Origin of the sequence: Fibrobacter sp. UWH5 (assembly GCF_900142505.1) — a bacterium.
In the GTDB taxonomy this organism is placed as follows: Bacteria; Fibrobacterota; Fibrobacteria; order Fibrobacterales; family Fibrobacteraceae; genus Fibrobacter.
The window spans coordinates 20,103-43,309 of record NZ_FRBB01000013.1 but is presented as its reverse complement, the minus strand read 5'-3'; the positions used below and the strand labels follow the sequence as shown (position 1 = coordinate 43,309).

At 50.9% G+C, this 23,207-nt stretch carries 7 protein-coding genes; 3 read left to right on the top strand and 4 right to left on the bottom strand.

Annotation, left to right across the window (positions count from 1 at the left end):
- Positions 1 to 25: 25 nt before the first annotated feature.
- The 3 genes from BUB38_RS10780 to BUB38_RS10770 all read left to right on the top strand — a co-directional run bounded on the left by BUB38_RS10780 (position 26) and on the right by BUB38_RS10770 (position 5,894).
- The gene (locus BUB38_RS10780) at positions 26 to 1,543 is read left to right on the top strand and encodes a GGDEF domain-containing protein (RefSeq protein ID WP_073160417.1); all 1,518 of its coding nucleotides are present in this window, start codon (positions 26 to 28) and stop codon (positions 1,541 to 1,543) included.
- A gap of 41 nt (positions 1,544 to 1,584) precedes the next feature.
- Positions 1,585 to 3,444 carry a DNA helicase RecQ gene (recQ, locus tag BUB38_RS10775; RefSeq protein WP_073160415.1) on the top strand — a complete coding sequence of 620 codons (1,860 nt, stop codon included), beginning with the start codon at positions 1,585 to 1,587 and terminating at the stop codon, positions 3,442 to 3,444.
- A 65-nt stretch (positions 3,445 to 3,509) separates the two neighbouring features.
- Complete coding sequence (locus tag BUB38_RS10770) at positions 3,510 to 5,894, top strand: DUF748 domain-containing protein (RefSeq protein WP_073160413.1); 2,385 nt, start codon at positions 3,510 to 3,512, stop codon at positions 5,892 to 5,894.
- Positions 5,895 to 6,017: 123 nt separating this feature from the next.
- On the opposite strand, the gene BUB38_RS10765 is transcribed toward BUB38_RS10770, so the two are convergent.
- The 4 genes from BUB38_RS10765 to BUB38_RS10750 all read right to left on the bottom strand — a co-directional run bounded on the left by BUB38_RS10765 (position 6,018) and on the right by BUB38_RS10750 (position 22,766).
- The gene (locus tag BUB38_RS10765; RefSeq protein ID WP_073160517.1) at positions 6,018 to 7,619 is read right to left on the bottom strand and encodes an ABC-F family ATP-binding cassette domain-containing protein; all 1,602 of its coding nucleotides are present in this window, start codon (positions 7,617 to 7,619) and stop codon (positions 6,018 to 6,020) included.
- 135 nt (positions 7,620 to 7,754) lie between these two features.
- Positions 7,755 to 12,209 (bottom strand): acyl-CoA dehydratase activase, encoded by a 4,455-nt coding sequence (locus tag BUB38_RS10760; protein ID WP_073160411.1) that lies wholly within the window; start codon positions 12,207 to 12,209, stop codon positions 7,755 to 7,757.
- Between the two features lie 172 nt (positions 12,210 to 12,381).
- On the bottom strand, positions 12,382 to 15,192 hold the full coding sequence (locus BUB38_RS10755; RefSeq protein WP_170932288.1) for a T9SS type A sorting domain-containing protein: 2,811 nt from the start codon (positions 15,190 to 15,192) through the stop codon (positions 12,382 to 12,384).
- 254 nt (positions 15,193 to 15,446) lie between these two features.
- Positions 15,447 to 22,766: a tandem-95 repeat protein gene (locus BUB38_RS10750; protein ID WP_073160407.1), complete on the bottom strand. Its 7,320-nt coding sequence runs from the start codon at positions 22,764 to 22,766 to the stop codon at positions 15,447 to 15,449.
- Positions 22,767 to 23,207 lie beyond the last annotated feature (441 nt).

Below are 23,207 nucleotides of genomic sequence, written 5' to 3'. Positions count from 1 at the left end.
AAATGGTCTTACATTTTGAGCAATTATGATTAAGTATATCATTGATTATTTGATAAGAGCCAGCCTCACCAACTCGGATCTGTATACTATCCGAGACAAGGAAACCAATCATAACCATAGAGCGCTGCTGGTATATTCAGCCATATCGACTTTCTTTTTTTCGTTCACCTGCATAGCCGCCTTTGCAACCCGACTCCCCGCCATGTTGGAAAAGGCCCCCATCTACGCAGGGTTCGCCATGTTCTCCATTGTAAGTCTCGCCATAGCATTTGCTGTCGGAAAGAAAAATCACACCGTTGTCGGAATCTTGTGTCACATCTTCTACCCCATGCTCCTATGCTTCGGCCTGTTTTCATCGCTTGTGATATCCTGCGACGAACCCTCCACCTCCCTATTGGCCATGTACGTGGTTTCGCCGCTGCTGTTTGTCATGCGACCAATCCACATCGTAATTATCACTATTATCGCCGATTTCATCTTCCTCTATTATTGCGGTTCCGTCAAGCCGGCCGAAATTGTTGGAACAGAAATCGTCAACTGCATCGTCTATAGCGGCATCGGCATGATTGTCGGCATATTCAACGTCCGCGACAAATGCCAACGAATGCTTTTTGAAAATCGCGTATCCCAGTTCAGCACCAAGGATCAGCTTACCCACAACCTCAGATCCATTTCGGACATTTACGTTTCCATGCACCAGATCAACCTGGACTCGGACACGTTCTTCTCAATTAGAACAAACAACTTTATTGATTCTAGCGTAGACAGTTTCAACGAAAATTTCAGCAGACAAATAACGCTGGCCATGACGGCAACCACAGCTCCCGAATACCTGGACCGCATTCTGGATTTCGTAAACACCAAAACACTACCCGACAGGCTCAAAGGCAAGCGCACCATCACCCAGGAATTCATGGGCAAGAATTTTGGTTGGTGCCGAGCCCGCTTTATCGCCATTGGTCCCGTAAACACCGAAGTTAAGCCAAGCCAGGTTATTTACGCCGTCGAAAATATCAGCGAACAGAAAAAGATCGAAACAACGTTGATTGCCAAAGCCGAAACCGACGCCATGACCGGACTGCTGAACCGCCAGGCCGGTATTGACAAGATAAAGACAGCCATCAACGAAAACCGAATCGGCATGTTGGCCCTGTTCGATGTAGATAAATTCAAGCACATCAACGACAACTACGGTCACCAAATGGGCGACGAAGTTATTATCGCTGTCGCCAATGCCATGAAGGAAACTTTCCGCGAAGAAGACATTCTATTGCGTCTCGGCGGAGATGAATACATTTTCTTCGTGAGCGGAGTTTCTAACGAGGAACAGGGAATCCAGATTATCAGCAGATTCTTTGAATCTATCAGCAGGATTACTTTCGAAAAGGTGAACAACCTAAATATTTCTGTTAGCCTGGGCGCAACATTCCTAAACGGCGAAGAAGGAATCGACTTCGAGGAATACTACCGTAGAATCGATAACTGCACTTACCGCAGCAAGAAGATCGAAGGCAAGGCCTTCACCTTCTGGCGTGACGAATAAAACTCTTGCACATTTGTACACCAAATATTATATTTACCTGCATGAGTGATCAGCAGGCAAGTCTTCTTTTTAATACAGCACAGCAGAAGCTTAAGGAATATTTCGGTTACGACAGCTTTAGACCCAAGCAGGTCGAAGTCATCAGACAGGTTCTTGAACGCAAGGACACCTTGGCCCTAATGCCAACCGGTGGAGGCAAGTCAATCTGCTACCAGATTCCGGCCCTGGTTTTCGATGGTTGCGCCGTGGTGGTTTCGCCTCTGATCGCCCTCATGAAGGATCAAGTGGACAGTCTCCGCGAAAACGGCATCCCCGCAGCGGCACTGAACAGCGGCCTTTCAACTGAAGAAGCTTCCGAGATCCGCAGCGCCTTTTGCCGCGGTGAACTTAAACTGCTGTACATCTCCCCCGAACGTCTGGTTTTTGAAGTAGAGAACCTGCTCCCCCGCGGTCGCGTTTCGCTGTTCGCAATCGACGAAGCCCATTGCATTTCTCAGTGGGGCCACGATTTCCGCCCCGAATACACCCAGCTTTTTAAGCTCCGCGAAAACTTCCCCGGCATTCCCATTCTCGCCCTGACGGCCACGGCCGACGCCATTACCCGAGAAGATATTTTACAGCAGCTTCGCATTCCCGAAGAAAATCTGATCCTGGATAGTTTTGACAGAAAGAACTTGTCCCTAGACGTTCGTCTTAACTATAAAAAATTGAGTAAGCTGGACGAAATCGCAGACTTTATAAAAGAAAGAAAGGGTGAAAGCGGAATTGTATACTGCCTTTCCCGCAAGTCTACCGAAACTGTTGCCGACGAACTCCGCAAAAGGCACATCATGGCAGACGCCTACCACGCCGGCATGACCGCCGATGAACGCGCAAGAATTCAAGAGGACTTCATCTACGACCGCACCAAGGTCATCTGCGCCACCATCGCCTTCGGCATGGGCATCGACAAATCCAACATCCGATTCGTCATCCATTACAACACGCCCAAAAACATGGAGGGATTCTATCAGGAAATCGGACGCGCCGGCCGCGACGGCCTCCCGGCCGACACCCTGCTGTTCTATTCCGACAGCGACATCGTTCAGCTGGCCAAGTTCGCCCAGGATTGCAGCGACCCACAGCAACGGCACCTGCAACTAGAAAAGTTGGAGCGAATCCAGCATTACGCCACCAGCCTGGTTTGCCGCCGGCGAATCCTACTAGGCTATTTCGGCGAAGTCATGGAACAGGACTGCGGCAACTGCGATATTTGCAACCACCCACCACGCCGTTTTAACGGAACCATCCTGGCTCAAAAAGCCCTCAGTGCCATCTTCCGCACCCGCGAACAAGAGAACGCCAACATGATTATCGACATCCTGCGGGGGTCCCATCGGGCAGAAATCATCGAAAAGGGTTACGACAAAATCAAGACCTTTGGCGTAGGGGCAGCCACCCCCGCCGACAAATGGCAATCCTACATCCAGCAGATGATTCATCTAGGTTGCCTTACCATGAGCTACACCGACAAGAAGACCTTGCGCATTACCGAATTCGGGAAGCAGGTGCTCTTCGGCGAAAAAGAAATTCAATTGGCCCTGATTACAGAAGACAAGCGAAAAAAAATCGCAAACCAGAGAAGCTCGCAACCGCAAAAAGTTTCTGTACGCCTCAGCGCCAAGGACAATCTGGAAGGAAGCGACGCCGTACTTTTCGAGGCCCTGCGAATCCATCGCCGCAATCTTGCCGACGCCGCCAACGTACCGCCCTACGTCATCTTCAGCGACAAGGTTTTGCTGGGTATGGTTCAGGAACGCCCGGCCAGCCTCACCGACATGGCCAACATCCCCGGAATCGGCGCCATGAAGTTGCAAAAATACGGTCAGGAATTTCTGCAGATAATCAACGGCGAAGACTAGCATTATAAAGCGTGTACATGATAATTAACGTGCAATTTCCGGACACTTTTTTTATTATTTGAAATATGAAGAAACGTTACATTGCCCTCATTGTCCTGGCGGTATTGATCGTTCTCGTGATCGCCGCCCTCAAAATCGCCCCCGGTATCGCAAAAGACTATGTAGTCGAGCATTCCGAGGAACTCATCGGCCGCAAAATGAAGATTGCCGACGTGGACTTCAACCCGTTCACCTTCACAGTTACCGTAGACGATTTCGCCATTTTCGAACAGGACGGCGCAACACCTTTCGTGGGATTTGAAAAGTTCCGCGTCAACGTGAATCCCACTCGCCTGCTGTCCAAAGAAATCAACGTCAGCGAAATCTATTTGAAAGGCCTTTACACCCAGGTAGTACAAGACGGCGACCGCTTCAACTTCAGCGACATCCTGGATAAGTTCGCCGCAAATGAGCAGGACAGCGTCGCCACAGATTCCGCAGCCACCCCATCGGCAACCGCTGATGCAACTGCAGACTCCGCCAAAACCGAAAACGTAGCTGCAGCAGACTCCGCCGCAGGCGATTCTATCAAGGCCATAAACATTGACCCCGTCGAAATGACCGGAGGATTTGATGTCGCCATCCAGAACATCGTCCTGGAAAAGGGCAACATCATCTATCAGGATCGCAAGGTCGGTTCAAAAATTCACCTCCAGGATTTCTCTGTAGATATTCCCGCCGTCTACTTCAACAACAAGGACACCGACATTGGCGTAAACCTGAAGTTTGCAGATGGCGGCGATCTGACCGTGAAAGTTCTCTTCAACATGAAAACTCAGGACTTCAATGTAGCAGTCGCCCTGAAGCAGTTTGAACTGGCCTGCGGCAAGCCCTACCTGAAGGACTTCATCAACTATAAGGACTTTAGCGGCTCCCTGGACGTCAACCTGAATGTTGCAGGCAATGTGAATGACGTTCTTTCTAGCAATGTTGCAGGTACCGTAGGCCTTAACAATATCGTCCTTACCGAAACATCCGAAAAGACCATCGGCGTGAACAGCGTACAGGTCGGCATCAAGAAGGCTAACCTGAACGAAATGGACTTTGTCGTAGATTCAGTAGTGGTCGATGGCGCATTCGCCCATCTGGACCTGCTGAAGGGCGGCAAGACCAACATCGACATACTTCTAAATCCCAAGGGTGCAGCCGAGGACACCAGCGCAGTTGACAGCGCCCTGGCCGCAGCCGTCGTTACCGAAGCACCTGTAGACTCTTCCAAGTCTGATTCCGCTGTCGCAGCCGCTCCCGAAACAGCCAAGGCCGCCCCAGCAAAGCCTCTGAAATTCGTACTGAACAGGTTGCAAGTCAAGAACACGTCCGTCTCCGCAAACGATCTTACCATCAAGACGCCCTTCAACTATAAGGTTAGCGGCATCAGCGTTTCCGGTTCCAACATCAACTTTGACACCCCCTGCACCGTTAACGTAAACGCCAACTTCCCCGAAGGCGGCACCGTTTCTGTAAAGTACAAGGGAGCCCTCTCCGACCTGAGCACTATGGATGCCTATGTCAGCATCAAGAATCTGGCCCTGAAGCACTTCAGCCCCTACAGCCTCCACTACACCGGCTACCCCATCATTTCTGGCACCATGGCTTTCGCCAGCGACAACAAGATCAACAAGTTCAACCTGGATAGCAAAAACACAATCGACATCTACAACATCGACGTTGGCGACAAGGTAGAAGGCAGCGACCCGGAATTCACCGTCCCCATGAAGGTGGGTCTGTACATTCTCAAGGACAAGGACGACAAGATTCAGTTTGACGTTCCCGTGCAGGGCAACATGCAGGATCCCGAATTCTCTTACCTCAAGATTGTCTGGAAGACCGTGATGAACCTGCTGATCAAGGTGGCCCTTTCTCCCCTGAAGATTGTGGGTAACGTCGCCGCATCCGGTGCAAGCGCCATCGGTTTCGACCTGGGCAAGAACGACGAAATCGTTATCGACCCGCTGAACAACCACATGGAAAGCGAACAGTACGCCAAGGCAATCAAGATGGTTTCTGCCCTGGCCAAGGATCCCAAGTTGAAGATGAACTTTGTGCAGTCCTTCAATATGAAGAAGACGGTGGAAGCCTACAAGACCCGCAAACTTAAAACCGAGTTCTACAAGTCTACTCAGGGCAAGACCGCCCTGAACGAGCTGGACGAAAAGGCTATCATCGCCATCGACGACAAGGACGAAGCCTACACCGCCTACGTTGCCGCCAACGCCGCCAATCTGGACCGCAAGGCTCTCGAAAAGGAACTGCTGGACATGGCTGCCAAGCGCAACGCAGAACTGCTGAAGACCCTTCAGCAGCAATCCGGTGTTACCAAGAAGAACGTCACGGTCACAACCGCTCCCCGTTCCCAGCTGGTTAACCACAAGGGCAAGGCAAACTTCAAGGTACAGATCGACGTACAGTAATTGGAAGTCGCGCTGCACCTACAGCGAAAAACGTTTCCTATAGCGAAAAAATCCTCGGTTTAAAACCGAGGATTTTTCTTTAAAGTTTGCGGGACCGACCTGCAGTCCCCACAAAATCAGGACTTACTTCTTCTTGTTGCCCTTAGACTTCGATTCATACCATTCATCGAAGGTGATGGAGCGGTCAACAACGCCATTGGGAGTCAGTTCCAGCACGCGGTTTGCCACAGTCTGCACGAATTCGTGGTCCTGAGAGCAGAAGATCACCGGGCCCTGGAAAGCGGTCAGGCCGTTGTTGAGAGCGGTAATGGCTTCCAAGTCCAAGTGAGCGGTAGGTTCGTCCAGCAGCAAGCAGTTTGCGTTGGAGAGCATCATCTTGGAAAGCATGCAGCGAACCTTTTCACCACCGGAAAGAACGTTACAGCACTTCAGGGCTTCTTCGCCGGTGAAGAGCATACGGCCCAGGAATCCGCGGATAAAGGATTCGTCCTGTTCCTTACTGTACTGGCGCAGCCAATCCACCAGAGAAAGTTCGCTGGCAAAGTAAGCGTCGTTGTTCTTGGGGAAGTAGTTGTAGCTAATGGTGCTACCCCACTTGAGCACGCCGTCGGCAGCCTTGGTTTCTTCGGCAATGAGCTGGAAGAAGGCGGTCTTCAGGGTGTCATATTCGCCAACCAGGGCAACCTTGTCGCCGTTGTTCAGCTTGAAGTTCACACCGTTGCAAACGATGCCATCACCGCCGTCGATAGAAGCGTTATTCACTTCCAGCACGATCTTGCCCGGTTCGCGGTCCATCTTGAAGTTGACCCAGGGGAACTTACGGCTAGAAGCCGGCATTTCTTCGACGGTCATCTTATCCAACAGCTTCTTACGGGAAGTAGCCTGCTTGGCCTTTGCGGCGTTGGAAGCGAAGCGGCGGATAAAGGCCTTCAATTCTTCAATCTTTTCTTCGGCGCGGCGGTTCTGGTCCTTACGCTGCTTCTGGGCCAGCTGGCTAGCTGCATACCAGAATTCGTAGTTACCACCGTAGATGTTAATCTTGCCGTAGTCAATATCGCAAGTATGAGTGCAAACCGCATTCAGGAAGTGACGGTCATGGCTCACCACGATCACGATATTTTCGAAACGTTCCAGGTAATCTTCCAACCAGGCGACGGTATCCAGATCTAAGTGGTTGGTCGGTTCGTCAAGCAGAAGAATGTCGGGGTTGCCAAAAAGAGCCTGAGCCAGGAGCACGCGAATCTTCTGACCGCCATCCAGATCGGCCATAAGGCTGTAGTGGAATTCTTCGGGAATGCCCAGACCCTTCAGGAGCACTGCAGCATTGGAGTCAGCTTCGTAACCGCCGATTTCACCGAAACGGGTTTCAATTTCCATGGCCTGCATGCCCTGTTCTTCGGTCATTTCCGGAAGAGCATACAGTTCGTCACGCTTCTTGCCCAGTTCATAAAGTTCCGGGAAACCCATCATCACAGTTTCAAGAACAGTGTTCTGTTCGTAGGCGAAGTGATCCTGCTTAAGGACGGCGATTCGTTCGCCCGGGTCCTTGGTCACGTCACCGGTATTGGGTTCCAGTTCACCGGAAAGGATCTTGAGGAAGGTGGACTTGCCGGCGCCATTTGCACCGATCACACCATAGCAGTTGCCGCGCTTGAAGGAAAGATTCACTTCCTTGAAGAGAACGCGGCTACCATATTGAAGACTTACATTAGAAACATTCAGCATGGCGCCAAATTTAGAATTTTTTTCAAAAAACAAAAGGGACGCCGGCCTCAAAACCGACGTCCTTTTTGCGGAAAGCGGAAAGCATAAAGCGTAGAGGCGAAGCCCCTTTAACCTTTAAACTTTAACCTTTATCCTCTACGCTTTATTAGCCTTTTCCAGTTCGCGAGCGTTGATGATCAGCATCTGCAAACGGTTTTCGATGTTTGCGAAGCTGGTATCCGGGTCGTAGTCCAGAGACAGGACCTGGATATGGGGGCAACGTTCCTTAACAGCCTTGGTCAGGCCGCGACCGGAAATGTGGTTAGCCAAGCAGGCAAAAGGCTGCAGCACAATGTGGCTATTAATGCCATGCTGAGAGTTGTAGATGATTTCGCCCGGAATCAACCAACCTTCACCCGTATTGTAGGTGGGGTCGATAATGTCGCGGACGTAATCCATCAACTCGTAGCAGTCTGCATGATGTTCGTAAAGGCTGAAGTGTTCCTTCATGATCTTGCGAACAGTTTCCAGAGCGCGGGTGTAGGCCTTGGCGGTAATGCCGCCCACAATGCGGTCGCTAATGGGGTTTGCAGAGAAACCACGCTTCAGCTTTTCGGCACGCACGGCTTCGTCCACGCGGAAGAAGTCGGTCATACCCGGCAGGTAAACTTCCATGCCGTTGTTCATCAGGTAGTTTTCTACGAAGCCATTGGCGCTGGGGTGGTAGTTCATGAGAATTTCACCCAGCACGGCAACGCGAGGCTTACGGATACCCTTCTTACGGTCTTCGGTGATTTCAATACCGTTGAAGGCATCGATACACTTGGTGAATTCAGCCAGCATCTTGGTGGGGTGCGGCAATTCTGTCTTCTTCAGGTGACCGCCAATTTCCATGATGCGAGGCATCCAGACGTCGTAAACCTTCTGGGTGTCGCCAGCGTTCACTTCGTAGGGGCGAATAGCGCGGTACATGGTTTCAATAGCGTCCATGGTCACCAGGCCCCACAGCATGTGGAGTCTAAAGTCAAGACCGGTCTTAAAGCCCGGATGCATACCCTTCACGTCGTCACCGGTGGTAATGATACTTACATCTTCGAAACCAGCTTCGTCCAAAGCCTTACGGGCAAGCACGGCGTACTGCACGGCACGGCAGTTTTCGCAGTTCTTGGCCAAGCACATAGAAACGTTGGACGGCTTTACTTCGGGGTGTTCCACCAGCCACTTCAAACCTTCACCGATGTTCACCTGACAGGGGAAGCAAATATCGTTATGCACGTACTTCTTACCCAGTTCCACAGCCTTCTTGTCGGCCACGGGCAGGTATTCAGCGATAAAGCCGTTAGCCTTCATGTATTCGCTGGCAAGAACGGTAAATGCAGGAGACAAGTTCGGAGTCAAGATGCGACGGCGAGTCTTATCTTCGGCAACGAACGGAGTATGGAACAGCGGTTCGTTGGAAGCGGGCTTGTCGGGCAGATTTGCAGCACGGCGAGCCTTCACCGTTTCGATAAAGCTCTTGATACGAATGCCAACAGGACCACGGGCGTCACCTTCATCCAGCTTCAACATCAGCATTTCCTTATTGGAATCCAGATGGAGCATACGGGACATTTCGTCGGTCAAGATGGAGTCATGACCGCAACCGAAGCTAACGATCTGAGCCAGTTCCACATTAGGATCCTTGGCAGCGATCATGGTAGCGCCAAGCATACGCAGGTGGAAGGTATTCTTGATTTCAACGCGGGTGTGGTTCGGCACATCCTGGTCATACACGCCAGGGAGAGATTCGGTTGTAAGAACCGGAATGCCCATGGCGGTAAAGTGAGAGGCAATGTTGTGGTTGATCAGCGGGTCCACATGGTACGGACGACCGGCAATCACCACGGCAAAAGTATTCTTGGCGCGAACGTCATCAAGGATCTTCTGACCTTCTTCAAGCAAAGTAGTCTTGTAGTCGTTCAGAGCCTTTTCACCTTCATCCACAGCCTTGGAAATCAGCTTCTTGTCCAGCTTCCAGTTTTCATGGAACCAGTCGATGGTCTGAGAGCGACGGAGCTTGGAATTGAACCAGTGGAAGATCGGCTGATCCATGGGAACGCCATAGTTCTTTTCAGGTTCGTCGGTGTTCTTGATGATGTTGGGGTAAGCCTGCACCACCGGGCAAACAGAAGTGGCGTCAAACTTGGTGTGGTCACTGGGAACAGCCACCATCATGGGGAAGAAGATACGGTCAACCTTCTTTTCGATGAGGCTGAGCACATGACCGTGAACAAGCTTTGCCGGGAAGCAGACCGTATCGGAAGGCACGCTGTGCAAGCCAGCTTCGAACATCTTGTAGTCAGAGCTACGGCTTACAACAACCGTGTAACCCAGGCTGGTAAAGAAAGCCTTCCAGAAAGGCAGACTTGCCCAGAATTCAAGAGCGCGAGGAATACCGATGGTCTTCTGAGTACCATCAGCCTTCAACTGCGGTTCCACCAACTTGGCCGGAGCATAGTCCTTCACCAGCAGCTGGTTGGTACGCTTGATCATATCGGGCACGGCCATCATCTTCTTGTTGATTTCGGCGATGAGAGCCTTGGTCTTCGGATCGTTAGGATCGGCAGTCACTTCACCACGTTCGCAGCGATTGCCGGTAACGAAGTTCTGACCGTCACTAAAGGTAACGATGGTTCTGGAGCAATGGTTGGTGCAGTACTGGCAAAGCTGACCCGGCTGGTTGTGCCAGCTGAAAGTCTTCATGGCTTCGAGGCCGATGAAGCTGGACTTCAGTTCCGGATTTTCCTTGCGCTTTTCTTCCATGAACTTCTTGGTGAGAAGAGCAATACCGATTGCACCCATTTCACCCGGACGTTCCGGACGGATGGGCTTCAGGCCCGTGTACTGTTCAAAGGCGCGGAGCACAGCGTTGTTCTTGAAGGTACCGCCCTGCACCACCACCTTCTTACCGAGAGTGTTGAGGTTGCGGATACGGATCACCTTGGTGAAAACGTTGTTAATAATGGAGCGGCAGATACCGGCGATAATGTCTTCAGGCTGCTTACCATCACGCTGTTCGGTGATGATAGAGCTGTTCATGAACACGGTGCAGCGAGAACCCAGCTGAGACGGGCTCTTGGCATTGAAAGCCAGTTCTGCAATCTTTTCCATGGGAATGCCCAGGGAACGTGCATAAGTTTCGATGAAAGAACCGCAACCCGAGGAGCAAGCTTCGTTCAGGATAATACCGGTAACCACACCGTCCTGAACAGAGATTGCCTTCATGTCCTGACCACCGATATCCAGAATGAAGGACACGTCGGGGCAGATACGCTGGGCAGCGTTTGCATGAGCCACGGTTTCCACAGTGTGGTAGTCGGCATGAACGGCCTTAGCGAAGAGCTGTTCACCATAACCGGTAGTACCCACACCCAGGATGTTCAACTTACAACCGTATTCTTCGTAACGGTCGGTCAGTTCGTTCATGGCATCCTTGAGCACCTGGAGCGGTTCGCCGTTGTTGCTAGCGTAGAAGCCATCGATCACGTTGTCCTGTTCATCGATAAGAACGAACTTGGTGGTAGTGGAACCGGCGTCGATACCCAGGTAGCAATTGATGGTAGAACCGGAAGCGGGCTGCGGGTACACGTTGCTCGCCATCTTGTGATCTTCCAGGAACTGCTGGTATTCCAGGTCGTTCTTGAAGAAGAGGTCGGCGGCAGCCTTGGCCTTATGTTCGGCCTGACGGGCTTCGTTAAAGTGGACCAGGGAGTCCAGAGAGCCTTCTTCGCGGTAAAAGCATTCCTGGTCAGCAAACATGGAGCCCAGGGAGAGAGCGGCGCCCATAGCTACGAGTACTTCGGAATGTTCAGGCACGATAGCCTGTTCATCCGTGATTCCCAGACGTTCCTTGAAGGCGCGGACAAGGGTCGGGTTAAAGGTAAGGGGGCCACCTTCGAAAATGACGGGCGGCTTGATTTCCATACCCTGGGCAAGACCACCGATGGTCTGCTTGGCAATGGCATGGAAGCTGGAAAGGGCGATATCTTCCTTGGCGATACCGTTGTTCAGCATGGGCTGAATGTCGGTCTTGGCGAACACACCGCAACGGCCGGAGATTTCATAAACCTTCTGACCGCGCTTGGCGTAACCTTCAAAGGCCTCGGTCTTCACACGGAGGAGTTCTGCCACCTGGTCGATGAACGCACCGGTACCGCCGGCGCAGACACCGTTCATACGCATGTCGCTGGCAATCAGCTTGCCAGTAGTGGGATCCTTCTCGAAGAACACCACCTTGGCGTCCTGGCCACCCAATTCAATAGCGACACGGGTATCGGGGTAAGTAGCACGAACGGCGAGAGCGTTGGCCACCACTTCCTGTACGAAAAATGCGTGAGTTGCCTCGGCAAAGGGCTGACCGCCACTGCCGCAGAAAGCGACTCTAAAGTTCTTGCCCGGGAACAGACCGTGGGCTTCGCGCAGCACCTCATGGACCTTCTGGGCCTGCATGGCGTTATGGCGCTGGTATGTGTAGTGTAAAAGCTTGTTGGTTTCAGGTTCAACGACGGCAATCTTAACGGTTGTAGAACCGACGTCGACACCGACCCATAAATCATTCTTAGTTGTACTCATAGTGCGCCAAATTTAGAAAAATAAGTTTAAAAACATAAACCTACAAAGCCCATTTTTTCTGTAATATGAGCAGAAATACCCCATAAAAAAACAAAAAAGGTGGCACTAGGCCACCCAGGTATATTTTTTACAGATAAGCTATTAGAACTGCAAACCTATAAAAAGGTTTGCCCTATCGGGCAATAATAACCTTATTGCTGAACAAGACCTGCTTACCGCTCTCGACACGCACATAGAAACTGCCCTTGGCACCCACCAGTTCCTTCAGGGGGACGCTTACGGAACTGCCATAGAATCGGCTAAACAGTTTCTGTCCCTGCATATTGAACACGCTGACAGAAGCCCCGGAATTTTTCAGAGTCAATTCCAGATTGCCACGGGCATAAACCGCACGGCTAGCAGAAACCGCCGGAGTCCTCGGGCCAACCTTGATTGTACCATCAGATTCAGAGGAACCCATCTTCCAGGTGTCGGGAACACGCACCGCAATGCCACGGCCTGCAGTACTCATGTATACGACGCCATAGGTATTCATGTCGCCCATAACGAATTCGCCATTGGCAAGACCGCCAAATTCATGACCGTCATCATTTACGCGGGTCCAGGAAGCGCCCTTGTCATCAGAGCCGAACACACCGGTAACGCCGTCAATTGTGGCAAACACATAAATTGCAGGATATCCGCCCTTCGTCTTGGGAGCGCCAAAACCAACGGCCTCGCAATAGCCAACGCCCTTCACCGCAGACCAAGTCTTGCCCCCGTCAGTGGAGTGCTGCAGACTGCCGCCAACGCCCACACCAGTAGACGGATCCTGTTCAGCAATGGGCAGCCACAAGTCGCCCTCATAACCAGGAATCGCACGGAACTTCTTAAAGACGCTCACACCGGGTTTTCCAACAGCGCTAAAACTAACACCCTTGTCGGAACTCTTGTAGAACAGGCCTTCCGTCTTGTTGTAAGCATAGAACACATCCGCATTTTCAGGATCACCCACAACAAAGGAACCGTTATCGATACCCGTCACTTCCGTGTAGGCCGCATTGCTGTAGCGGTAAACGCTGGTACTACCTTCCATGGGAACAAACAAGGCCACTTCGCCGTCAGTTGAAATAGCGGCGGTGCCGTTGGCAATCTTTTCGTCAAGCTTGCAGTAAGTACCCACAGTCCAAGTCTTTCCGGAATCGCTAGAGAACTGCAGAGGTTCAATAGGAACATCGCTATACTTGCCCTCATACTTACGGGCATTGGCCACCTTCACCAAAGTACCGGACTTCGCCGCATAGGCAAGCCCCTGGGTAGTTCCCAGAGGAACTGCCGTTCCGCTCACGTCCGTCATATGACGGAACTGCGGGAACTTGGTAATATCATCATGACGGAATCCGTCGTAGTCGCCAATAATGGAAATCATGGGGCCGCCAGGAATGCTCACCACCTCGAAAGGCACGGTTTCTTCAACGCCATGGGCACTAAAATGCCAAACCTGATTCATGGCAATCTGATCTTCTTCCCAGGAGTTTTCCGCCTTCGTCACCGTATAATCAGTTAGATTGTCCGTCCTGAAAATTCCATTTCCAGAAGTCACGAAAACGCGATTATGGTCAAAGGGATCCATGGCCACGCTACCCGCCCAGTGAATGGAACCGTCGTGCATCCAGCCGATCCCGTTAGCATCCATCTGCTGCGTTGTCGGATAAACTCCACCTTCCATCCAATAGTAACGGAAAGAGGCAATCCATGTTTCGCCACCATCTGTGGTATGGAAAATATTGGAACCCCAGCGGTCGCTCCACACATCCTTTCCGTCTTCGCCCTTCTTGTACCAGAACTGCGGTCCATTGTAACCTTCCGTGGTCACCACCATTTCCTTATCATCGTTAGGGTTAATGGTGATGCCGCCATAAGGAGCAATATATTCGTACTCATCCGTCTTGGAGTAGTCGGTCATATCATACTTGGCCTCCCCTTCCCCATCCAGATAATCTGCAGGAGAAACGTCAGTCCAGGCGCCCGTCTTCAAATTGCACTTCAGTACGGCTCCGCGACCAAAGCCATCCCAGATCGGGCCCCAGCCTTCGTCCCAACCCATGGAATGAGGGCCGGCACCATCGGCAAAAGTCACCACCATGGAACTTCCATCCTTGGTAATCACGGCACGCTGAGGCATCAGACGGACAACGCCGCCACCCTTCGTAGTACGCAAGCTATCAGGAATCGGCAAAGCCTTCCACGAAGCACCGCCATCCGTCGAAGCAAACACATTTTCAAAAGTCTTGTTCTTGGTAGAACCCTCACGCAAAAAACCGGCATAAAGATTCTTGGAACTGCCAGGCGCATACTGAACAAAGCTAAAACCGGAACCATTCCACGTCGTATCAGACCCGGCCGCAGTTGTCCAGGCATCCACATGACTCCAGCTGGAGCCGTTATCAGCCGACTTCCACAAGCCCTTATTCTTCGAACCGTAGAACATAATCTTCGAATCGTTGGGATCCACAGCCAAGGCTTCCCCATTTCCGCGACCCATGCCGTTTCCGTGGGCACCAAAGCTGGTAACCTTAGCTCCCTTGGTACCATCTTCGTCCCAAGTGTAGAGCAATTCCCAGGAATTACCGCGATCCTTACTGCGCAAGAACGCACTACGGCCATTATTCCAGTAGCTGGTACCGGTCATCATATAGACCACGCCCTCTTCCTGAGGGTCAACGGCAATGGCTTCCACCCCCAGAAGGCCTCGTTCAGTCACATCGACCCAGTCCATGAGCGAAACCCAGCGGGCACCGGATTCATCCCAGCGATAGGCACCGCCCACGTCCGTACGAGCGTAAAAAAGGCCCTTTTCCAGCGGAGAAGCGACAATGGCACTAACGAATCCGCCACCGCCCATGCTGACAGCACTCCAATTAAATCCATCTGCAGCTTTTGCGCCGGCAAAAACAGACAGACCCAACACGAGGCCAGTGGCCCCAAACAACCCTTTAACCATAAACATCCCTTGGGCAGAGCCCTAAATCAGAAAATTCCAAACACCGGAATTTTCAAAACCAGCCATAATATAAACCCAACAAACAAGGAAAGTATCCTAAAAGACTTGCGAACCCCAATAACCCTTGAGGTCATTACAACGGAGCATAAGAGTACAACCATTGATTTATTATGGGAAATGCAAAAAAGCCCTGCGACTTGCGTCACAGGGCTCTAAAAGTCAAACTTTTATTGGAATAGAAGATCGTTCAAGAATTACTTCTTCTTGCCCTTCTTCTTACCCTTGGCCGGCTTGTCTTCCTTGGGTTCTTCCTTCTTTGCTTCGGCCTTCTTGCCGCCGCGGAGGTCCTGCATCTTGAAACTTACGTTAATTTCAGCAGTTGCGACCTTGGAGTAGAGTCCACCCGGATCCTTCACCTTGAAGGTGAATTCATCGAGACCGGAGAAGCCCTTGTTCGGCATATAGGTGAAGGAACCATCCTTTTCATTCAGGTTGATCTTACCATTGCGCGGTTTCTGGACAATCTGAACAGACACCGGCTTTTCGCCATCGGGGTCATTCACACCGGACATCAGGCCTTCAGAAGCGGAAACCTTAAGTTCATCGCCTTCCTGGGTCATGTAAGTCTGGTTGCTTGCTTCCGGAGCGTTGTTCACGGGGATCACGGTGAACAGAGCGGACTTGCTAGCCTTTGCGCCTTCAGGGTCAGTGACGGTGAAGGTAATGCGTTCCGGCTTGCCCTTCCAGTGTTCGTGCGGCATAGCAACAATAGCGGTCTTAGCGTTCTTGTCATACTTGACAGTCAGGAACTTGTTGCCAGTGAAGGTCCACTTCAGTTCGTCGAAGCGATGGTCCTTATCGCGGGCATACTGGTCAAGCTTGATCTTACCCACAACGCCCTTGTTGTCATTTTCCTTGATGGTGAAGTCAGGAATGTCGCGCATGATCGGAGCAGCATTCACATGCTTAACAACGAACTTGGCAACAGTCTTGTCCATGCCACCAGCCGGATCCTGAGCGGTAAAGACGAGGGTTTCTTCGCCGAACCAATCCTGCTTCTTCGGGCGGATCACAGCTTCGCGACCACCAGAAATTTCAACAGCCAGGTTCTTGGCACCGGTAACCTTCCACTTGATTTCATGAACCTTGTGGTCGGGGTCGGTAACGTAGTTATCCAGCTTGATAGCCTTGAAGGACTTACCTTCCAGAGTTTCCTGGCCAGGAATTTCCTTCACGACAGGAGGATCGTTTACGGGCTTCACGGTGAACTTCACAGGAATGGTAGCCTTTTCGCCAGCCGGGTCAAAGACGTTCACATTCACAGTTTCGGTACCGTTCCAGTACTTGTCCGGAATTTCAACAGTCAGCACACCCTTGTCGTCAATGTTGAAGATCAGGTCATGCTTAACAGCTTCAACAGCAGCACCCTTGGCCTTCTTGCCCTTCTTTGCCGGAGCATTCTTGGCAGCCTTGGAAGCCGGAGTTTCGTTATCCAGAGTCCAAACCAGTTCTTCCAGCTTGTTATCCGGATCGCTTACAACCTTGCTGAAGTCGAAGGGAGCAAACTGCTTCTTTTCTTCGATGACGAAGGGCTGAACAGGCTTCAGAACAGGAGGATCGTTCACCGGGGTCACTTCGAAGGTAGCCTTAGTAGAAGCAGAGGCACCTGCGATATCCTTAACGGTGAAGGTCAGGGTTTCCTTACCGAACCAGTTGGGGTTCGGGGTAATGACGTTAGCACGGTTACCCTTGATATCAACCTTCAGTTCCTTGTTGCCAGAAACAGACCAGTGGAGTTCATTGGGCTTGTTATCCGGGTCAGTTGCAGACTTGGACAGGTCAACAACCTGGAACTTTTCCTTTTCCTTGATCTTCTGACCAGCAACCTTGCTGATTACCGGAGGATCGTTAACCGGGGTCACTTCGAAGGTCAGCTGCTGGGTAGCCTTTGCACCTTCCGGGTCAAAGACGTCGAGCTTGATCTTTTCGGTACCGTTCCAGTACTTATCCGGAGTAGAAACAATCAGCTGCTTCTTGGCATTGATAGAAGCCTTGAGAGCGCGGGTCGGAGCCAGTTCGAACTTCAGCTGTTCAATCTTATGGTCAGGATCAGAAACGAACTTGGTCAGGTCGATGGGCTGGAAGGATTCCTTTTCCTTGATGGTCTGGGTCGGGATCGGAGCGATAGCCGGAGCATCGTTCACAGATTCAACCAGGAAGTTAACGGTCTTGGAGTCCTTAGCACCTTCAGGGTCAGTAACAGTGAAGGTCACGTTACGTTCACCATTCCAGTACTTATCAGCAATCTTGATACGAGCAATGTTCTTGTTGTCGATTTCCACCTGGAATTCGTCAACCGGTTCCGGTGCCGGTGCTTCCGGTTCTTCTTCAACCTTAGCACCCTTCTTGCCCTTCTTAGCAGGCTTCTTAGCCGGCTTCTTGGCAGGAGCAGGAGCAGCAGCGCCAACCTTGGCAACCTTAACGGTCCAAGTCAGGTCTTCCAGCTTGTGGTCCGGATCCTTAACGAACTTGTTAAGATCGATTTCCTTGAACTGGCCCTTTTCCTTGATCTTCTGAGCCGGGATGTCCTTCATGACAGGAGCATCGTTCACAGAAGTGATTTCGAAGGTAGCGGTAGTAGAGGTAGTTGCACCATCCGGGTCAGTGACCTGGATAACCAGCATTTCAGGCTTGCACCAGAAATACGGATCCGGAGCGCTAACGGTAAGAATGCGGCTACCATTGATTTCAGCCTTCAGCTTCTTGTTGCCAGAAACGGTCCACTTCAGTTCGCTGGGCTTGTTGTCCGGATCCTTAACGTATTCGTCAAGCTTGATCTGGGCGAACTGCTGCTTTTCCTTGATCTTCTGGTCGGCAATCTTCTTGACGAAGACCGGAGCGTCGTTCACGCGGGTCACTTCGAAGATCATCTTATGAGTTGCAGATGCACCTTCAGGGTCGGTAACGGTGAATGCGATAGTTTCCTTGCCGTTCCACTGGTCATTGGGAACAGAAACAATAGCGGTATTGTCCTTACGGAGGTCAACCTTCAGACCCTTGTTGCCAGACACGCTCCACTTCAGCTGAGTGGTCTTGTGATCCGGGTCAGAAGCGAGAGTAGAAAGGTCGATGGTCTTGAATACACCATTTTCCTTAATGGTTTCACCCTTCGGGGCCTTTTCAGAAATCTTCGGAGGATCGTTAATAGAACGAACTTCGTAGCGAGCGGTCTTTACAGCCTTTGCGCCTTCAGGGTCAGTAACGGAGAAGGTAATGTCTGCAGCACCATTCCAGTACTTATTGGGGATAACGACGGTAGCAACGCGAGCGCCACCTTCGCCCTTGTCCACCTTAACGGACAGGGTTTCACCTGCAGGAGCTTCTTCAGCCTTTGCAGCCTTCTTGCCCTTGGCAGCAGGAGCACCAGCCTTAACCGGCTTCACGTCGAAGGACCACTTCAGATCAGCCTTCTTGTGGTCAGGATCGTTAACCAGGTCGTCCAGCTTGATGGTCTGGAACTGCTTCTTTTCGTCAATGGACTGATCCTTCAGTTCCTTAACAAAGACAGGAGCGTCGTTTACAGATTCAACGGTGAAGGTCACTTCACGGCTATCTGCAGCACCTTCAGGGTCAACGACAGAGAACTTGATCTTTTCAGAACCGTGCCAGAACGGGTTGGGCTGGGTGATAGAAACGTTGTGGCTTGCATCCATAGCAACCTTCAGTTCCTTAGCACCTTCGATCTTCCACTTCAGCTTGTTCTTCGGGTGGTCAAGATCTTCAACATAGTTATCCAGGTTGAAGGACTTGAAGGAGCCCTTTTCCTTGATAGTCTGGTCAGCAATATCCTTCATGACCGGAGCATCGTTAATGGACTTCACGGTAAATGCAGCCGTAGCCTTGGCAGATGCACCTTCCGGGTCAGTAACGGTGAAGGTCAGCTTTTCGGAACCGTTCCACAGAACGTTCGGAGTCTTCACAGAAACCTTGCCGTCCTTGCCAACAGTAACCTTGAGGTCCTTAGCACCGGCAACATCAATCTTGAGCTTGTCGAATGCGTGGTCCGGATCCTTAACGATTGCAGCCAGGTCGAAGTCAGCAAACTGCTGCTTTTCGTCGATGGTCTGATCCTTGATCTGACCGATAGTCGGAGCGTCGTTCACAGACTGAACGGTGAACAGAGCGGTGCAGGTAGCCTTGCCGCCATCCGGGTCTTCCACCTTGAAGGTGATTTCTTCGGCACCATTCCAGTACTTGTCCGGAATAACGATCTTAGCCATACGCTGGCCATCAACAGACACCTTCAGAGCCGGGGTAGCACCCTTGGCCTTGGGCTTGACATCGAAGGACCAGGTGAGCTGATCGGCCTTGTGGTCCGGATCGTTTACGATATCGTTCAGGTTAATGATTGCGAATTCACGCTTTTCAGGAATGGTCTGATCCTTAATGGGCTTGGTGAATACGGGCAGGTCATTTACAGATTCAACAGTGAAGTTGACGGTACGCTTGTCAGCGGCACCTTCAGGGTCAGTAACGGTGAAGGTGATAGCTTCGGAACCATTCCAGTACTTGTTGGGAGTGGTAATGGTAGCCACATGCTTTGCGTCAATAGCAACCTTCAGGTCCTTGTTGCCGGAAACAGTCCACTTCAGCTTAGACTTATCGTGGTCAAGGTCTTCAACGAACTTATCCAGTTCGATGGTCTTGAATTCACCCTTTTCCTTGATGGTCTGGCCAGCAATATCCTTCATGACAGGAGGATCGTTGATGGACTTCACGGTGAACACAGCGTCGCTCTTGGCAGAAGCACCTTCCGGGTCAGTAACGGTGAAGGTCAGCTTTTCGGAACCGTTCCACAGCGGAGACGGAGCCTTGACAGTAGCGATACCGGACTTGTCGATATTAACCTTAAGTGCCTTGGCACCGGCAACATCCCACTTCAACTGGCCAAAGGCATGGTCAGCGTCAGAAGCGAGTTCAGCCAGGTTGATAGAAGCGAATTCCATCTTTTCGTCGATCATCTGGTCCGGAATCTTCTTGAGAACCGGCACATCGTTTACAGACTGAACGGTAAAGACGGCCTTAGAGGTAGCCTTTGCGCCTTCCGGGTCAGTGGCGGTGAAGGAGATTTCATCGGCACCGTTCCAGAGCTTGTTGGGGATAACGATCTTGGCAACCTGCTGAGCGTCGATTTCAACAGTGAGGCCAGGTTCCTTGCCCTTGATAGTAGACTTGACATCAACAGAGAAGGTCAGGTCGCTAAGCTTGTGGTCCAGGTCACGAACCATTTCACCCAGCTTGACCGGAGTGAACTGGCCCTTTTCCTTGATGGTCTGCGGAGCAATCTGCTTTACGAATTCGGGAACGTCGTTCACGGATTCAACAGTGTAAGCCACAGAGCGTTCATCGGTAGCGCCTTCCGGGTCAGTCACCTTGATGGTGAGAGTTTCGGAACCGTTCCACTGCGGAGACGGAGGAGTTACCTTCATAACGCGGTTACCGTCAACAGCAACCTTAAGTTCGCGGTTACCGGTGATGGTCCACTTCAGCTTATCCTTGGAGTGGTCCAGATCATCAACATACTTATCCAGTTCAACAACCTTGAACTGTTCCTTTTCCTTGATGGTCTGTTCCGGGATATCCTTCATGACAGGAGGATCGTTGATGGACTTCACGGTGAGCTTCATCTGAGTCTTAGCAACGCCGCCTTCGGGGTCGGTTGCAGAGAAGGTCAGAGTTTCAGAACCGTTCCAGAGTTCGCTGGGGGTCTTGAAAGAAACTTCGCGAGTCTTGTTATTCAGGTTGACCTTGATATCCTTGTTGCCGGTAATTTCAACCTTGAGCTTGGAAATATCGTGGTCAGCGTCAGACAGATATTCATCCAGAACGATAGAAGAGAATTCGTTCTTTTCTTCGATAGTCTGGTCAGGAATCTTCTTGAATACAGGCAGGTCGTTGATGGACTTCACAGACAAAGTCACATCCTGCTTGACAGAAGCGCCATCCGGGTCGGTGCAGGTGAAGGTCACCACTGCAGTACCGTTCCAGTAGGTATCCGGGATTTCGATGGAAGCCACGCGAGAATCATCGATGTTCACGCTGAGGGTACCAGATTCCGGTTCCTTGCCCTGATGCTTAACATCAGCTTCCCAGGACAGTTCGGAATTCTTGTGGTCGGCATCCTTCACGAATTCGTCAAGCTTGATCTTGGCGAACAGCTTCTTTTCGTCGATGGTCTGGTTGGGGATAGCCTTGACCAGAACAGGAACGTCGTTCACAGAGTTAACGGTGAAGGTATTTTCGGATTCAGCGCATGCGCCTTCGGGGTCGCAAGCCTTGAACTTGATGGATTCGCTACCGTTCCAGAGTTTGTTCGGAATCTTGATAGTAGCGGTCTTGCCATTCAGAACAACCTTCAGGTCCTTAGTACCAGAAATGGTCCACTTAAGTTGTTCGAAAGAGTGGTCCGGATCCTTGATCAGCTTGTCCAGTTCGATGGGCTTGAATTCCTGCTTTTCATCGATGGTCTGTTCAGGAACATCTTGAACAAATTCAGGAGCATCGTTAATGGACTTAACGGTGAAGGTTACCTTAGCGCTAGCGGAAGCACCGGCAGCGTCGGTTGCCTTGAAGATAAAGGTTTCAGAGCCGTTCCAGAATTCATTCGGGATCTTGACGTTGGCGGTACCGTACTTGTCGATTTCGACCTTCAGGTCCTTACCACCTTCGACAGTCCACTTCAGCTTGGCGACATCGTCATCAACGTCGCTCACGAAATCAGTGAGGCTGATGGATTCGAATTCATTCTTTTCATCGATGGTCTGGTCAGGAATCTTCTGCATGACCGGAGCATCGTTAATGGGCTTCACAGTGAACACAGCGGTCTTGGAATCGCTGGCGTATTCACCATCAGTTGCAGTGAACTTGATCTTTGCGGAACCATACCAGTTGGGGTCCGGGATCACCACAGTGGCAACGCGGTTCGGGTCGATTTCCACGTTCAGGTCGCCATCGGCCTGATCCTTGCCATTGGGCTGGATATCGAATTCCCAAAGCATCTGATTCTTCGGATGGTCGGGGTCAGTAACGAAGTCATCAAGCTTGATCTTGGTGAACTGCTTACCTTCGTCGATGGTCTGGTCAGGAATCTGAGCCACCACCGGAGGATTGTTCACGGATTCAACATTGAAGTTTACAGTTTCAGAACCGATTGCGCCCTTAGTATCGGTAGCGGCGAAGGTAATGTCTTCGTTGCCGTTCCAGTACTGATCGGGTGTTTCGATGGTTGCCACGCGTTCCGGAGAAATGGACACCTTCAGCTTCTTGTTGCCGGAGACGGACCACTTCAGCTGGTTCGGCTTATCCATATCGTCGGATACGTAGCTATCCAACTTAATCGGTGCAAATTTGCCACCTTCGTTAATGGATTCACCAGGAATACCCATCACGGAAGGAGCGTTATTTTCGACAGCGGCTGCATTACCAGAACCAGCTTCTTGAGCAATTACGCCGACCGAGGCCAGTAGTCCGGTTGAAGCAAGCAGAGCTGCTACAGACCAGTTTTTTCGTTTCATTTATGATCTCCCATAAATTCCATCCACTATGCATTCGTTCACTTTTGTTTTCACAAAAACCATAAACACGCTAGCGGTAAAGCGAGTTATACCGCCCAAATATAGTGTTTTCAAACACATTTTTACAAAAAACTGACGTTTTTAAGCCCAAAATGGAACTTTTAACACTTGACAAAAAAGACAATCTTTCGTAAGTCGTTGATAATCAACAAGATACCAAAGTAATTAAAAAAAAAGTTTTTTTCATAAAATAAGAGAGACAGGATAGTCTTTCCTGTAATGGGTTCACCCAGTCAGAACTTCTAATTGTAAATTTTTCGTAAAATTGAAACTTTTTTACGTCCGAGTTGCCCAGGACCCCCTTTTTGAGGCCCTTTTTCTATGACAAGTTTCCAACAAAAAATTATCTTGCATACAGAATTAACAATAATAAAAAGGTGT

Bases quoted from the DNA above. Each gene is read 5' to 3' on its own strand.
- BUB38_RS10780 (WP_073160417.1), top strand. From the start codon at position 26: ATGATTAAGTATATCATTGATTATTTGATAAGAGCCAGCCTCACCAAC.
- recQ (WP_073160415.1), top strand. From the start codon at position 1,585: ATGAGTGATCAGCAGGCAAGTCTTCTTTTTAATACAGCACAGCAGAAG.
- BUB38_RS10750 (WP_073160407.1), bottom strand. From the start codon at position 22,766: ATGAAACGAAAAAACTGGTCTGTAGCAGCTCTGCTTGCTTCAACCGGA.
- BUB38_RS10755 (WP_170932288.1), bottom strand. From the start codon at position 15,192: ATGGTTAAAGGGTTGTTTGGGGCCACTGGCCTCGTGTTGGGTCTGTCT.
- BUB38_RS10760 (WP_073160411.1), bottom strand. From the start codon at position 12,209: ATGAGTACAACTAAGAATGATTTATGGGTCGGTGTCGACGTCGGTTCT.
- BUB38_RS10770 (WP_073160413.1), top strand. From the start codon at position 3,510: ATGAAGAAACGTTACATTGCCCTCATTGTCCTGGCGGTATTGATCGTT.
- BUB38_RS10765 (WP_073160517.1), bottom strand. From the start codon at position 7,619: ATGCTGAATGTTTCTAATGTAAGTCTTCAATATGGTAGCCGCGTTCTC.